Below are 14717 nucleotides of genomic sequence, written 5' to 3'. Positions count from 1 at the left end.
ACGGGAGGGAGCGCGCGATGCCTGCGAGCGGCCGCACGATGCCGGACCTGCTCCTCGTTCCCGCGTTCCCCGTCTCCGTGCCCTCCGCTCCGGGACTCGTGCCGGCCCCCGCGAGCCGTGCTCACGCCGGCCTTCTCCCCGTCCCCGGCCGGTCCCTCGCGATCCGCCGCGTGGGCGCCGCCCGCAGCTCCGGTCGGAGCTGATCCATGGGCGCACACAGGCGGAAGTGCGACTGGTGCGGCAGTGGCACGCCCATCGTCAGGGACATGGACCCGATCAATCCGGAGTACCAGTACTGGTGCGAGGAGTGCGCGCGGGCGCTGATCATAAAGGGCGACCCGATCGAGACCTACCGGGAGCTGGAGGGGGAGCCGATCTACGGTCGGCTGCTGGAGGAGCACTGCACGCTCAAGCGCTTCTACTCCTTCGCCACCGCCTGACCGTCCCGTGGGTCCTCCGGCCCGGAACGGTACCGCAAAATCGGGCAAATAGGAGCAGTGGGGAATCGATTTGGTGGACTGGCCGGGTCACCGGTAATGTTCTCGATGTCGCCAGGGAAACCAGGCGGAACACCGCAAGGGGCTATAGCTCAGTTGGTAGAGCGCCTGCATGGCATGCAGGAGGTCAGGAGTTCAATTCTCCTTAGCTCCACAGTGAAATGGGAAGCGGGTCACTCATCGCGAGTGGCCCGCTTCCTTTGCTTGTTCCTGACCGCACCCGGACCGGTTCCGGTGTCGTGCGGTACCCTGACGCCATGCGTGCCGTACGCCTTCTGCTTAGCGAGCCGCGCTGATCAGTCCCGACCGGTGAGAATGCCTGGTCGGAATCGGCGCGGCGTCCCCTCCTGTGCGAGGGGATTTTTCGTTTCCCGAGACGCGTGTCCGTAGACACGGCGTCGGCAGATGTCGATCGATGGAGCTTTGAGGATCATGAGCGAGACGAATTCCGCAGCCGAGACGGCCGCGCCGCACCGCTACACGGCGGCGATGGCCGCCGACATCGAGGCACGCTGGCAGGACTTCTGGGACGCCGAGGGGACGTACGAGGCGCCGAACCCGAGCGGTGACCTGGCGGGCGATCCGGCGCTGGCTGCCCGGCCGAAGAAGTTCATCATGGACATGTTCCCGTACCCCTCGGGTGCGGGCCTGCACGTCGGCCACCCGCTGGGCTACATCGCCACCGACGTCTTCGCCCGCCACCAGCGGATGACCGGCCACAACGTGCTGCATACCCTGGGCTTCGACGCCTTCGGGCTGCCCGCCGAGCAGTACGCGGTGCAGACCGGCACGCACCCCCGGGTCTCCACCGAGGCCAACATCGCGAACATGACCGCCCAGCTGCGCCGGCTGGGACTGGGCCACGACAAGCGCCGCTCCTTCGCCACGATCGAGGCGGACTACTACAAGTGGACCCAGTGGATCTTCCTGCAGATCTTCAACTCCTGGTACGACACCGAGGCCGACCGGGCCCGCCCGATCTCCGAGCTGGTCGCGCAGTTCGAGAGCGGTTCGCGTCCCACCCCGGACGGCCGTGACTGGAGTGCGCTGAGCGCCGCCGAGCGCGCCGACGTCCTGGGCGAGTACCGGCTGGCGTACGCCTCCGACGCGCCGGTCAACTGGTCGCCCGGCCTGGGCACCGTCCTGGCCAACGAGGAGGTCACGGCCGACGGCCGCTCCGAGCGCGGCAACTTCCCGGTGTTCAAGGCGAAGCTGCGGCAGTGGAACATGCGCATCACCGCCTACGCCGACCGGCTGCTGAACGACCTGGACGGTCTGGACTGGCCCGAGGCCATCAAGCTGCAGCAGCGCAACTGGATCGGCCGCTCCGAGGGCGCCCGCGTCGACTTCCCGGTGGACGGCGCGGACAGCATCACCGTCTTCACCACCCGCCAGGACACCCTGTTCGGCGCCACCTACATGGTGCTGGCGCCCGAGCACGAGCTGGTCGAGCGGATCACCCCGGCCGTCTGGCCCGAGGGCACCCACCCCGTGTGGACCGGCGGATACGCCACCCCGGCCGAGGCCGTCGCCGCCTACCGCAAGCTGGCCGCCGCCAAGTCCGACGTGGAGCGGCAGGCCGAGGCCAAGGACAAGACCGGCGTCTTCACCGGCGCGTACGCGACCAACCCGGTCAGCGGCGAGAAGGTGCCCGTCTTCATCGCCGACTACGTCCTGATGGGCTACGGCACCGGCGCGATCATGGCCGTACCGGCGCACGACGCGCGCGACTTCGCCTTCGCGCGCGCCTTCGAGCTGCCGATGCGCTGTGTCGTCGAGCCGTCGGACGACCGCGGCACCGACCCCTCGACGTGGGACGACGCCTTCGGCTCGTACGAAGCGAAGCTGGTCAACTCCGCCAACGACGAGATCTCGCTGGACGGCCTGGGCGTCGTCGACGCCAAGGCGCGGATCACCGCGTGGCTGACGGAGCACGGCGTCGGCGAGGGCACCGTCAACTTCCGGCTGCGCGACTGGCTGTTCAGCCGCCAGCGCTACTGGGGCGAGCCCTTCCCGATCGTCTACGACGAGGACGGCGTCGCCCACCCGCTGCCCGAGTCGATGCTGCCGCTGGAGCTGCCGGAGGTCGACGACTACTCGCCGCGCACCTTCGACCCGGACGACGCCGACACCCAGCCCGAGACCCCGCTGTCCCGGAACGCCGACTGGGTCAACGTCACCCTGGACCTGGGCGACGGCAACGGCCCGAAGAAGTACCGCCGCGAGACCAACACCATGCCCAACTGGGCCGGATCCTGCTGGTACGAGCTGCGCTACCTGGACCCGAACAACGACCGGCAGCTGGTCGACCCGGCGATCGAGCAGTACTGGATGGGGCCGCGCGAGGGACAGCCGACGGGCGGTGTCGACCTGTACGTCGGCGGCGCCGAGCACGCCGTGCTGCACCTGCTGTACGCCCGTTTCTGGTCCAAGGTGCTGCACGACCTGGGGCACATCTCGTCCGCCGAGCCGTTCCACAAGCTGTACAACCAGGGCATGATCCAGGCGTTCGTCTACCGGGACAGCCGCGGCATCGCGGTCCCGGCGGCCGAGGTCGAGGAGCGCGACGGGGCGTTCTACTACCAGGACGAGAAGGTCAGCCGCGTCCTGGGCAAGATGGGCAAGTCCCTGAAGAACGCCGTCACCCCCGACGAGATCTGCGCCGAGTACGGGGCGGACACGCTGCGCCTGTACGAGATGGCGATGGGGCCGCTGGACGTGTCGCGGCCCTGGGACACGCGCGCGGTTGTCGGCCAGTACCGGCTGCTGCAGCGGCTGTGGCGCAATGTCGTCGACGAGGAGACCGGCGAGGTCACCGTCGTCGACGGCGAGCCGAACGAGGACACGCTGCGCGCGCTGCACAAGGCGATCGACGGCGTCGGCCAGGACATGGCCGGGATGCGCTTCAACACGGCGATCGCCAAGGTCACCGAGCTGAACAACCACCTGACCAAGGCGGGCGGCCCGCTGCCCCGGCCGGTCGCGGAGTCGCTGGTGCTGCTGGTGACCCCGCTGGCCCCGCACATCGCCGAGGAGCTGTGGCGCCGGCTGGGCCACACCGGGTCGGTCGTGCACCAGGACTTCCCGGTCGCCGACCCGGCGTACGTGGTGGACGAGACCGTGACCTGCGTCGTGCAGGTCAAGGGCAAGGTCAAGGCCCGTCTGGAGATCTCCCCGTCGATCACCGACGCGGAGCTGGAGGCCCTGGCCCTGGCCGATCCGGCCGTGGTCGCGGCCCTGGGCGGCGCGGGCATCCGCAAGGTGATCGTGCGGGCGCCGAAGCTGGTCAACATCGTCCCGGCGTGATGGCGCGGCGCCCCGTGCGAGCGGGGCGCCGCGGTGCCGGGCGGTGAAGTGGGGGCCTTCCCCTACGGGCAGGTTGGGGGTTCCGGGGGAACCCCCGGCCGCCCTTTTCCGTTTACGGTGGAGGGGCCGGCACCGGCAGCCGAAACAACATCCGAGGGGCACTCATGCTAGCCGTGGTCCTGATCCTGGGATTGCTCTTTCTCGCGTTCGTGGCCCTGGGTGTGTACGCGGGCGTCAAGGCGGTCGGCGCGGCGAAGCGCGGCGTGGACCGCACGATCACGCAGGCTCGGCGGACGGTCGAGGAGACCACTCTGCGGGCCAAGAGCTATGGCCAGGCGGGCGTGGGCGGCGAGCTGGCGCAGCTGCGGCTCTCGCTGCGCACCTCCATGCGGGCCACGCAGGACGCCCTGAGACACGGCGTCGCCGAGGACGCCTCGCTCGCGGAGTCGCTGGGCCTCTTCGAGCGGCTGAGCGCGCACGGGCGGCAGCTCGACGAGGAGCTGAAGAAGCTGGAGCGCGACCCCGACCGGAGTACGGTCGCCTCGCTGCTGCCCGGCCTGAAGCAGCGCACGGAGCGGATCACCCAGTCGGCGGACGCGTTGAGATGGGCGGCGCGCGACCGGGCCCAGCGCTTCACCGACGACGATCTCGACGCGCTGAACGCACAGATCGACCTGGAGGCGGACGCGCTCCGGCACTGGGCGGCGGAGGAGGACCGGCCGGCCGCGGACGGGAACCGGCCCCGGCGGGAGAGCACGAGAAGGTCGGAGCGCAGCCGGGAGAACGGTCCCGCGGCCGACGGCGCGGCCCGCTCGATCACGCCTCCGGACCCGCTCCGGAACACCGGATACCCGTGGCAGAAGACGGCCCGGCCCGAGGCGACGAACTGACCGGCCCGGTTCGGGACGGCGAGCCGTAAGGCCGGGGCCGGACCGCGAGCCGTACGGCCGGGGTCGGAGCGGCGCGTCGTGCGGCTGGGCTCGAAACGGTGAGCCGACCCGGGATGTCCGACAGCCCCTTCCGGCTCTTTCCGGCCCCCGGCGAGCCTGCTGGAGACGGGTGAGCTTTCCGACTTTCCTGGGACGTTGGACGACCCTCGGTGACAGGAAGTGATCCGAAGCGATCAGCGGGGATCGTTCGGTCGGGGTCGGACTGCCAGGACACGGGCTTGCCAGGTAACCTCCCGCTCATGTCCCGCCATGTCGCGATCGTCACCGATTCCACGGCCTACCTGCCGCCCGAGACGATGGAGCGGCACGGCATCACCGCGGTGCCGCTGACCGTCGTCCTCGGTGATCAGGCGCTGGAGGACGGTACGGAGGTCTCCGCCCGCTCGCTGGCGGTGGCGCTCCAGAAGCGCCGGCCGGTGACCACGTCCCGGCCGAGCCCGGAGACGTTCGCCGCCGCGTACCGGGCCGCGGCGGAGGCCGGAGCCGTCGGCGTCGTCTCGCTGCATCTCTCGGCGGAGATCTCGGGTACGTACGACGCCGCCGTGCTCGCGGCGAAGGACGCGCCGGTCCCGGTCCGGGTGGTGGACACCGGGATGGTCGCGATGGCGCTCGGGTTCTGTGCCCTGGCCGCGGCGGAGACGGTGGAGACGGGCGGGAGCCTCGACGAAGCGGTCGCCGCCGCGGAGAAGCGGGCCGCGGGCACGTCCGCCTACTTCTACGTCGACACCCTGGACTATCTGCGCCGTGGCGGCCGGATCGGTGCGGCCCAGGCGCTGCTGGGTTCGGCGCTCGCGGTGAAGCCGCTGCTCCAGCTCGACGGCGGCCGCATCGAGCTGCTGGAGAAGGTGCGGACGGCGTCGAAGGCGATCGCCCGACTCGAAGAGATCGTCGCGGAGCGGGCGGGCGGTGGACGGGTGGACATCGCCGTGCATCATCTGGCGTCGCCCGAGCGGGCCGAGCGGCTCGCCGAGCGGCTGTGCGAGCGGGTACCGGGCCTGGTCGACCTGCATGTGAGCGAGGTCGGCGCGGTGATCGGCGCGCACACCGGGCCCGGCCTGCTCGGTGCCGTGGTCTCGCCGCGCTGAGCCCGGCCGGCCCTTGTTCTCTCTTTCCGCCCCTCACTCCCAAGGGTGACCGAGTTGTCCACAACCCATGGGATATCCACGGGAATTGAGGCTGCTCGGCGGGTTCGGACGGATGTGCCTAACGTCGTGAGGCATGGCTCTCCGAACACATCGTGCAAGCAGTCGCGCAGGCAGGGGCAGCGGCCCCGGCCGCGCTCCGGTCTCGGACGTCCGGGTACGCAGCGGTCCCGGCCGCCGGCGGAACGGCGGCACGGATGCCGCCCTGGCCGCGGCATCGCGCCGCCGTGCGGACGCCTTGATGGCGGGCGGGTACGACGGACGGGGCGCGCGGCCGACGCACGGCGCGGGGCCGGGGAGCGGTACGAGGGCGGGCCCGGACCCTGATCCGGGTGGGGCCGCGCCCGTCGCGCCGGTTGCCGCTTCCGTTCCTGCTCCGGCCCCCGGTTCCGCCGGATCGGGCGGGCGGTGGGAGCGGCTGGCCCCCGCGTTGTGGGAGCGGGTGCCGGTCTGGGTGCGGCTCCGGTGCGGCCTGGATCCCAGGGCCCTCGCCGCCCTGGCCGTGGTCCTGGTCGCGGCCGGGGCCTTCGCCGCGGTGCACTTCTGGTCGGCGCGTCCGCACTCCGTACGGGCGCCCGATCCGGTCGCCGAGGCCGGGGCCGTACGGACGCCACCCCTGGTGGCCGAGGGTGCCGGGACGCCGGAGCCGTCGAGCGGTCCCGCACCGGCGGCGGGGCCCGGCGGACACGTGGTCGTGGACGTGAGCGGCAAGGTGCACAGGCCCGGTGTCCGTACGCTGCCGTCCGGTGCGCGGGTCACCGACGCGTTACGGGCGGCGGGCGGAGTCCGGGAGGGCACCGACCTCAGCGGCCTCAACCGGGCGCGGGTGCTTGTCGACGGCGAGCAGATCGTGGTGGGCGCCCCTCCGGAGGGCTCGGCGCCGGGCGGTACGGGTGGAGCCGCGCCGGGCGGCGGCGGATCCCCACCGGCCGGGCCGGTCAGCCTCAACTCGGCGACCGCCGATCAACTGGAGACGCTGCCCGGGGTCGGCCCCGTCCTCGCCCAGCGCATCGTGGGCTACCGCGCACAGCACGGCGGATTCCGGTCCGTCGACGAGCTGCGCGAGGTCAGCGGGATCGGTGACCGCAGGTTCGCCGACCTCAGGCCGCTGGTGGGGCCATGAGCGTCGAGGACACCCATGTGTCGCCGCCCGACCGGCGTGGCGCCTCTGAGCCGCGCCGGGAGGGCCCGGTCGACCTCCGTCTGGTTCCGCCGGCCCTGGCCGCCTGGGCCGGAGCGGCCATGGCGCTGAGCGCGCCGGGGCGGTGGACCGTCGTGGGCGTGGTGCTCTGTACGGGCGCGGCCATGGTCCTCCTGGCCCTGTCCGGAGCCCGGAGCGGCCGCGCCGCGTCGCGCGGGCCCGCCACGGTCCCCCGGCGGCCGTCCCGGGACGTGGCGACCGCGACCGCCGTCGCCGCGGCGCTGCTCTGTGCGGCGGCCGGGGCCACTTCCGCCGGGCTGCGCGGTGCGGACGTACGGGAGGGGCCGGTCCACCGGCTGGCCCAGGGCTACGAGCGGATCGAGGCGGAGGTGACGGTGGTGTCCGACGCCCGGCGGACCCGGCCCCGGGTGAGCGGTGACCACGGCATGCCCGTCTCGCTCCTGGTGGACGCGGAGGTGAACCGGCTGACCGGGCCCGGCGGTACGGTCACCGGGCTGAGCACGCCGGTACTGCTCGTCGTCACGCCAGGCGGAGCCGGGCCGGAAGGAGCCGGGCCCGGTGCGGCCGAGCCAGGCGGTCCGGCGGACCGGTGGCAGCGGCTGCTTCCGTCCACCCACCTGCGCGTCGACGGCCGACTGGCGCCACCGCTGCACGGCGGCGAGCGCAGCGCCGCCGTACTGCGGGCCGAGGGCAAGGGGCCGCCCCGTGTCATCGGCCCGCCGTCCCTGCTCCAGCGCACGGCGGGCACGCTGCGGGACGGTCTGCGGCAGGCGACCGAGCGGCTCGGCCCCGACGCACGGGCGCTGCTGCCGGGGCTGGTGGTCGGCGACACCTCACGGGTCGGTCCCGAACTCCACGAGGCGTTCAGGGCCACCGACCTCACCCACCTGATGGCGGTCTCGGGCGCCAATCTGGCGATCCTGCTCGTCCTCCTCATCGGACCGCCCGGCACGGCGACCCGCGCCGAACGCCGCGGGCTGGCGCCCCGGCTGGGGATTCCGCTCCGGCTGACAGCACTGCTCGGCGGCGGGCTCACCCTGGCCTTCGTACTGGTCTGCCGGCCCGAGCCGAGTGTGCTGCGGGCAGCGGCCTGCGGGCTGATCACCCTGCTGGCCATCGGCACCGGGCGGCGCAGATCCCTGATCCCCGCCTTGGCCGCGGCGGTGCTGCTGCTGGTGCTCCACGACCCGTGGATGGCGCGGAGCTACGGATTCGTCCTCTCCGTGCTGGCCACCGGGGCCCTGCTGACCGTCGCCCCGGTGTGGAGCGGAGCGCTGCGACGGCGCGGGGTACCGCCCCGGCTCGCGGAGGCGCTGGCAGCGGCCGCCGCCGCGCAGGCGGTGTGCGCTCCGGTCGTCGTGCTGCTCGCCTCCCGGGTCAGTCTGGTGGCGATCCCGTGCAATCTCCTGGCCGAGTTCGCGGTGGCTCCGGCCACGGTCCTCGGGTTCGCGGCGCTGGCCGTGGCCCCGGTGGCCATGCCGGTGGCGGAGCTGCTCGCCCGGGTCGCGGGGTGGCCGGCCGGGTGGATCGCCACCGTGGCCCGTACCGGGGCGGCCCTGCCCGGCGCGGGGATCGACTGGCCGGACGGAGGCAAAGGGGCGGTGCTGCTCGCCGCCCTGACCCTGGCGGTGGTGGTTCTGGTCCGCCGCCTCGTGCGCCACCCCTGGGTCTGCTCGGCCGCGGCGTTGCTGCTGGTCCTCGCGGTACTGCGCCCCGTGCCGCTCACCCGGGCCCTGACCGGATGGCCGCCGCCCGACTGGGCGTTCGCGATGTGCGACGTGTTCCCTGTTGAATCGACGTGTTGAAGCTGAAGCAGGAGGGGACATTGTGACTGGCTGGCGTGTCTTCTGGGTGCCGAGGGTCCGTGCGGTTGATTCGCACCGGGTGCCCGTTTTGACGGGTTTGGAGGATCTGGCTGAGAGGGAGGACCGCACGGGAATTCACGCAGGGGATCCGATCCTCTTGTCGCCTGACTACCGAATTGATGAATTGCTGAGCCTGTTTCTGTGCCGGTCTTCCTTTGCCCGTCTCGCGGTGGAGACCAAGCGGAACTACACCGATGACTACGCGATCTTCTTTGACTTCCTATGGGGCAGGGGCAAGGTGTGGAACGAGGCCACGGCCGACGACCTATGGGACTTCGAGGACTGGCGTACGCGCTCGTCGCGGAACCCGCAGAAAGTCGGGGCCGCACGTTGGAACCGCGGCCTTGCCGCTCTGACCCGCCTGTACAAGTGGGCGGTTGCCACGGAGAACATGGTGAGCAACCCGATCCTGATGCATGCCGTGGCTGGCTACCAGGGCGACGTGGTGCAGGCGCCGGAGGCCCGGGCGAAGGAGGCCAAGTCCAGTGATGTGCACTGGCTGACGCCGCGGATGTTCCGGCTCTGGGTGGACGTCGGCCTGCGCGGCTATACAGCGGAAGGCCTGCCGTCGCCGGGCTGGCGGGGACGTCTGGAAGCCCGCAACGTCGCCTTCGCCGATCTGCTCTTCTCCTCGGGGATGCGGCTGACCGAGGGAGCGTCGCTGCTGACGATTGAGGTGCCACGGCTGCGACTTGGAGGCCCCCGCTACTACACGGGGCGGCTGGCGAAGCGGGTGACGAAGTCCAGGCGAGCCCGCACCTACTACGTGGCATCGCCCGTGGTCGGCGAGGTCGAGAGCTACATGGAGTCGCTGCGGGCCCGGGTGATCCGGCGTGCGCAGGTGAGGGGCCGCTATGAGGCGCTGGATGAGATGCGCCTGGTCACGAAGGTCACCGGGCGCCGCAAGAAGATCCTGCACTGGGTTGACCGTGACGGGACGGTGGGGAAGACGCCGCTGACGGACGCGCCAGTGGAGGAGCGGATGACGTACTTCACCGAGGGCCCGGTAGGGCCGGAACCGCTGTGGTTGTGGCTGAACGAGCAGGGCCTGCCGTTCCAGCCGGAATCGTGGGAGAACGTCTTCCGTACGGCTTCGGACCGGTGCGACGACGTGCTGGGACCGGTGATGGCGGAGCCGCCGTTTTGCACCCCGCACATGTGCCGACACTCCTTCGCCCTCTACATGCTCGTGGTGCTGCACCACGTTATGGACGTGCGGATGGGACTCACCCCTGAGGAGAGGCGGGACTTCCGGCTTCTCTACGGCGATCCGTGGCGCATGGTGCAGGACCTGCTGGGGCACCGGGACATCGAGCTGACCCGCAAGATCTATCTGGCGCCCGTCTCGGACCTGCAGATCCGGGCGCTGATGGCTGACCCAGCACCGCGGGACACCGAGGCCGGCGGCCTGAGCGTGTCAGATGCGCGGGTCACGTCTCTGCTGGCCCGCCTTGCGGAGGAGAGCGACGGCATCCAGGACATCGACACGCTGCTGGAGACGGTGTGAGCCGGCGGGGCCGCAAGGCGGCTCTTCCCGAGGGCGGGCACCAGCGGCCGGCAGTCCTTGATACATCCGGGCTGGTGGTGCGTCACCGCAGCAAGCTGGGCACCGTCAAGGAGTTCGATTTCGCCGAGTTGTCGTTCGCCCCGGCGATGCGGCGGTCCTTGGCCGCGGTGTTCGCGGCCAAGTGCGCTCCCGGCGGTGGCTGGGACAGTCACGACTCCTCCGTCCACATCTGGCGGCTGCTGAGAGGTTTCGGTGAGTATCTGACCGAGACCGACCAACAGCCGGACGGCATAGCGGACTTGACGTCCGCGACCTGGAAGGCATGGCGGCTGAGCCGCCCGGAGACCCAGATGGGGTATGTCCAGATCACCGCGGTGGGGGGCTTCTTGCGGCTGGACCCGCGCCTGGCACGGCCGGTACGGGTGGCCATGGCCAAGCGGGTGCCTCGGGTGAAGGTTGAGGAACATGCCTTCGCTCCCGAAGAGTTCGAGGAGATCCGCCGCTCGGCCCGGCAGATGTTTCGCTCCGCCCTGCTGCGGATCCGGGAGAACGTCCAGTTGCTGGAGTCCTGGCGCTCAGGCGCCATCGAGCCCCAGGATTTGCAGAACTGGCTGATCGGTGAGGGGCTGGACTGCCTCGCCCGCACCGGCCAAATTCCCCGCTATCCGAGAGGTGACGGCCGGATGCGTCCAGTCTTCCGCTATTCGAAGGCTATGGGCGGTGACGGTGCCATTTACACCTGGAGGCGTCTGTATCTCTCACGTCGGGAGGCCACCGCGCTGGGGGTCTTGCTCGCGGCGGAGCACGGCCTGAACGCCACCACGGTCGGCGAGATGCGCACGCCCAGGGCGACGCCGGACTCGGGCGAGGGCCGCTTCCCGGTCTACCGGATGGAGCTGGAGAAGCGACGCAAGGGCGAGGCCGATCACTTCGAGACCCGCAACCTTGCCGACTTCGGCGCCGATTCGCCGGGACGTCTGATCACCGAGGCCCTGGAGGCCACCGCCCCGGCCCGCGCCTACCTGGCGTCCGTGGGCTGCACCGCCGACAGGTTTCTCATCTGGCACGAAACCCGCCCACGCCACTGGCAGGACACCAACGAGGCTCTGATCCGGGAGGGCCCCTTCGGTTTGGGCCTGACCAAGCCGGACTTCGACGACTACGGAACCAACTTCGGCCCTGACGGGGGCGGCGTCATGCGCCGGACCCGCAAGACGGCGAACGTGGTGCACCGGCGGGAGCCGGGGCAGAACAGCCAGGACACCCACGACAGCGTCTACGTCATCCCCGAACCGCAGGCCCAGCAGGCCGCTATCCCGGTCATCGCAGCAGGAGCCGAGGACGCCCTGGAGTCCGCCCTGCGCACCGTGTTCACGGCCAAGCTCACCGACACTCCAGAGGACGGCGAGGTGGAGGCCGCCACCAACGGCTGTGCGGACTACGAGAACAGCCCCATCACCGGGCCCGGCGCCAGCTGCGAGGCATCGTTTCTGCTCTGCACCGCATGCCCCAACGCCCGCGTTCACCCCGCCCACCACGCCCGCCTGGCCCACTTGCACCGAGCCATTGGGGAACTGGAGGACGTGCTGACCAAGGCGGTCTGGGACGCGGAGTGGTCCGAGCCCCATGCCCGGCTGTCCGACCTCAAAAGGCGCCTGGGACCTGCCCTTTGGCGCCGGGCCCTGGCCAACGTCACCGCCGAGGACCGAGAGGTCGTCGGCGACCTGCTGAACGGACTCTACGACCTGTGACCGCCGCTCTTCTGGAAAGCCTTCCCGACCGCCCGGGCCCCGATACGCCCGTCATCGCCGCTGACCTGATCGTCAACCCGGAAGCCCCCAACGCCCGCTACAGCGACATGATCTGGCCGCTGTCTCCCCTCAACGCGAACCCGAGCGCATCCCGGAACGCACTACACCTCGACGCCTTTCCCGAGCCGCTGCGGGAGGAGTTCACCTACCTGGTCTGGTCGATGATCAACCGGGCCCTGCCGGACGACTTCCTGGTCGGCCGTGTCCCCACCTGGCGGACCCGACAGAGCCCCGGCAAGCTCTACGCCACCGTGCAGCGCTGGCGAGCCCTGGCCGAGTGGCTGGTCAAACGGGACATCACCACCCTCGCGCAGTGCACGACAGAGGACGTGCGGGCGTTCGCGCTCGACAACCTGCGCACCCCGAAGTCACGCGAGTACGCAGGATCGTTCCTGACGTCGATCTCTCGGCTATGGGCCTTCGACTTCTACGGCGCCCAGCCGCTGGGGATCGGTGAACCACCGTGGCACTGGGAGGGGATCGACGACTTCCTGCCGGCGGCGACCGCGCGCGGGGAGAACGCGACCGAGCCGATTACGGCGGCCACGATGGGACCGCTGCTGATCTGGGCCCTGCGGGTCGTCGACGACTTCGCCGAAGACATCATGAGTGCCTGGGAGAAGGCCGCGGAGATGACCGCCCGGGCCGAGGCCACGGTCACCAACAAGCTGGGCCTGGCCCGCATCAAGGACTATGTCGACGCCCGCCGCGACCGCGGCGAGCCCATCCCCAGCTGGGTCCAATCGCACGGGCCCACGGAGTGCATCCCCTACATCTCCGCTCTGACCGGCGCCTCCATGGGCCAGGTCGACAGGGTGCTCAGGAGGGGCTACCGGAGTGAGTACGCCCGCGCGAACCTCGGCCCCAGCTCACTGAAACTCAAGATCAAAGGCCGTATCGACGGCACCCCCTGGACCAAGGCGATCGACTTCGGCGACGTCGACTCGTTGATGCGGCACCTGGGCACGGCCTGTTTCATCGTGCTGGCCTACCTGACCGGCATGCGGCCGGGAGAGGTGCTGAGCCTGCACAGCGGAAGCTGCCCCGAACCCGACTCAGGACCGCACCTGATCTACGGAAACGTCTACAAGACCGCCCGCGATGAGGACGGCAACTACCTGTCCAAGGGGACGCTGCGCGAGATGCCGTGGGTCGCCATCGCCCCCGCCGTCAGCGCCATCCGGGTCCTGGAGCAGATCGTCCCCGAAGGCAACCTGCTGTTCGACGCGCACGCCCACGACTTCCGCCTGCGGCGCAAATTCACTGGATCCATCACCTACGCGACGATGAGCGAGCGCATCGAAGCTTTCGCCACCTGGGCATCTGACCAGGCCACCCGCCTGAAGCGGCCGCAGGAGACCGTCCCCGCCGACCCGCACGGAGCGATCGGCACCGAACGGTTCAGACGGACCCTGGCCTGGCACATCGCCCGCCGCCCCGGCGGCCTGGTAGCCCTGGCGATCCAGTACGGCCACATGCGTACGGTGGTCAGCGTCGGCTATGCCTCGCGCAGCCGCGACGGTATTCACGACCTCCTCGACATCGAAACCGCCCGGGCGACCGTCGACACCCTGGCCACACTCAACGCCGACCTGAGCGAAGGAGTCGGAATCTCCGGCCCAGCAGCCCGCCGCGCGATCAACGCAGCCGCCCACGCCCCAGAGTTCATCGGCACCGTGATCAGCGTACGGACCGCTCAAGACATCCTGGACAACTCGCAGCTGTCCGTCTACGACAACCCCGGCAGCTACCTGATGTGCGTCTACAACCGCGACAAAGCCCTGTGCCACCGACTGGAGGGCCAGCAGGAGGCCCCCAGCCTGGAGCGATGCCAGCCGTCCTGCGCGAACATCACCCGCACCGACCACCACGCTGAACAACTCATCGCATTGGCAGAGCAGTTGGAGAAGCAGGCCCTTTCCGAACTTGTCCCCGTCCCGCTGGCCGACCGATTCCGCCGCCGCGCCAGCCACCTGCGATCTTTTGCCGACGAGCACTACCGCAACCGCGTCACCGTTCAGGAGGACCCGTCATGAGCCCCGCGCCTGATGAACGCGACCGCATCCGGGCCGCCATGGACCGGATCCTGGCCGACACCCCCGAACACTCCAACGGCGCCCTGACCATCGTGGCCCTCGCCCAGGAGGCACAGGTCCCGCGCAATGCACTCACCCAGCGCCACCTGGACCTGAAGAACGAGTTCTACGAGAAGGTCCGCGCCCGCGGCGCCATGCCGGACAGTGAAAAGCGGCTACGGCGGCAAATGACCAAGCTCAAGGAACTGCGGGCGGCGGACGCCAAGGAGCTTGAGGTCCTGCGGTCCGACGTCGAAACCCTGGTCGGCGCACTGCACCAGGCACAGATGGAGAACCGGCAACTGCGTCAGCGGCTCGCCGCCCCTGATCCCACTGTGCGTTCGCTGCCCACGCAGCCCCGGCCGCGAGCCGACCGCAGGCGTTCCTGAGCGGTAACACCGG

Annotated in this window: 9 protein-coding genes, 1 tRNA gene and 1 pseudogene; all 11 read left to right on the top strand. The window is 70.7% G+C overall.

All coding sequences use genetic code 11. The features are described from left to right. The first annotated feature begins 206 nt into the window (after positions 1 to 206). Entirely contained in the window at positions 207 to 440 is a 234-nt protein-coding gene (locus ACIQGQ_RS05315) for a hypothetical protein (RefSeq protein WP_015608461.1), read from the top strand. Between the two features lie 138 nt (positions 441 to 578). Next, positions 579 to 651: transfer RNA gene (locus ACIQGQ_RS05310), tRNA-Ala, on the top strand. Between the two features lie 278 nt (positions 652 to 929). Continuing rightward, positions 930 to 3803: a leucine--tRNA ligase gene (leuS, locus tag ACIQGQ_RS05305; RefSeq protein ID WP_402390908.1), complete on the top strand. Its 2874-nt coding sequence runs from the start codon at positions 930 to 932 to the stop codon at positions 3801 to 3803. Positions 3804 to 3967: 164 nt separating this feature from the next. Next, positions 3968 to 4693: a hypothetical protein gene (locus tag ACIQGQ_RS05300; protein ID WP_402390906.1), complete on the top strand. Its 726-nt coding sequence runs from the start codon at positions 3968 to 3970 to the stop codon at positions 4691 to 4693. Positions 4694 to 4992: 299 nt separating this feature from the next. Further along, positions 4993 to 5838, top strand: a complete 846-nt coding sequence (locus ACIQGQ_RS05295; RefSeq protein ID WP_402390903.1) for a DegV family protein — start codon at positions 4993 to 4995, stop codon at positions 5836 to 5838. Positions 5839 to 6337: 499 nt separating this feature from the next. Then, positions 6338 to 7018 carry a helix-hairpin-helix domain-containing protein gene (locus ACIQGQ_RS05290; protein ID WP_402390900.1) on the top strand — a complete coding sequence of 227 codons (681 nt, stop codon included), beginning with the start codon at positions 6338 to 6340 and terminating at the stop codon, positions 7016 to 7018. Further along, a pseudogene (locus ACIQGQ_RS05285) lies at positions 7015 to 8838 on the top strand (ComEC/Rec2 family competence protein); the annotation flags it as partial. The gene ACIQGQ_RS05290 and the pseudogene ACIQGQ_RS05285, both read left to right, overlap by 4 nt. Before the next feature lie 46 nt (positions 8839 to 8884). Beyond that, positions 8885 to 10429 carry a site-specific integrase gene (locus ACIQGQ_RS05280; protein ID WP_402390898.1) on the top strand — a complete coding sequence of 515 codons (1545 nt, stop codon included), beginning with the start codon at positions 8885 to 8887 and terminating at the stop codon, positions 10427 to 10429. Beyond that, the gene (locus ACIQGQ_RS05275; RefSeq protein ID WP_402390895.1) at positions 10426 to 12180 is read left to right on the top strand and encodes a hypothetical protein; all 1755 of its coding nucleotides are present in this window, start codon (positions 10426 to 10428) and stop codon (positions 12178 to 12180) included. Before ACIQGQ_RS05280 ends, ACIQGQ_RS05275 begins: the two co-directional genes overlap by 4 nt. Next, a complete protein-coding gene (locus tag ACIQGQ_RS05270; protein WP_402390892.1) occupies positions 12177 to 14276 on the top strand; it encodes an integrase in 2100 nt (699 codons plus the stop codon). The genes ACIQGQ_RS05275 and ACIQGQ_RS05270 overlap by 4 nt, the downstream gene beginning before the upstream one ends. Continuing rightward, entirely contained in the window at positions 14273 to 14704 is a 432-nt protein-coding gene (locus ACIQGQ_RS05265) for a hypothetical protein (protein ID WP_402390889.1), read from the top strand. The genes ACIQGQ_RS05270 and ACIQGQ_RS05265 overlap by 4 nt, the downstream gene beginning before the upstream one ends. Positions 14705 to 14717: the final 13 nt, after the last annotated feature.

The sequence above is a fragment of the Streptomyces sp. NPDC092952 genome (genome assembly GCF_044754785.1).
Lineage (GTDB): Bacteria > Actinomycetota > Actinomycetes > Streptomycetales > Streptomycetaceae > Streptomyces.
Note: the sequence above shows the minus strand (reverse complement) of the source record. Positions and strands in the feature narration are given on the sequence as shown.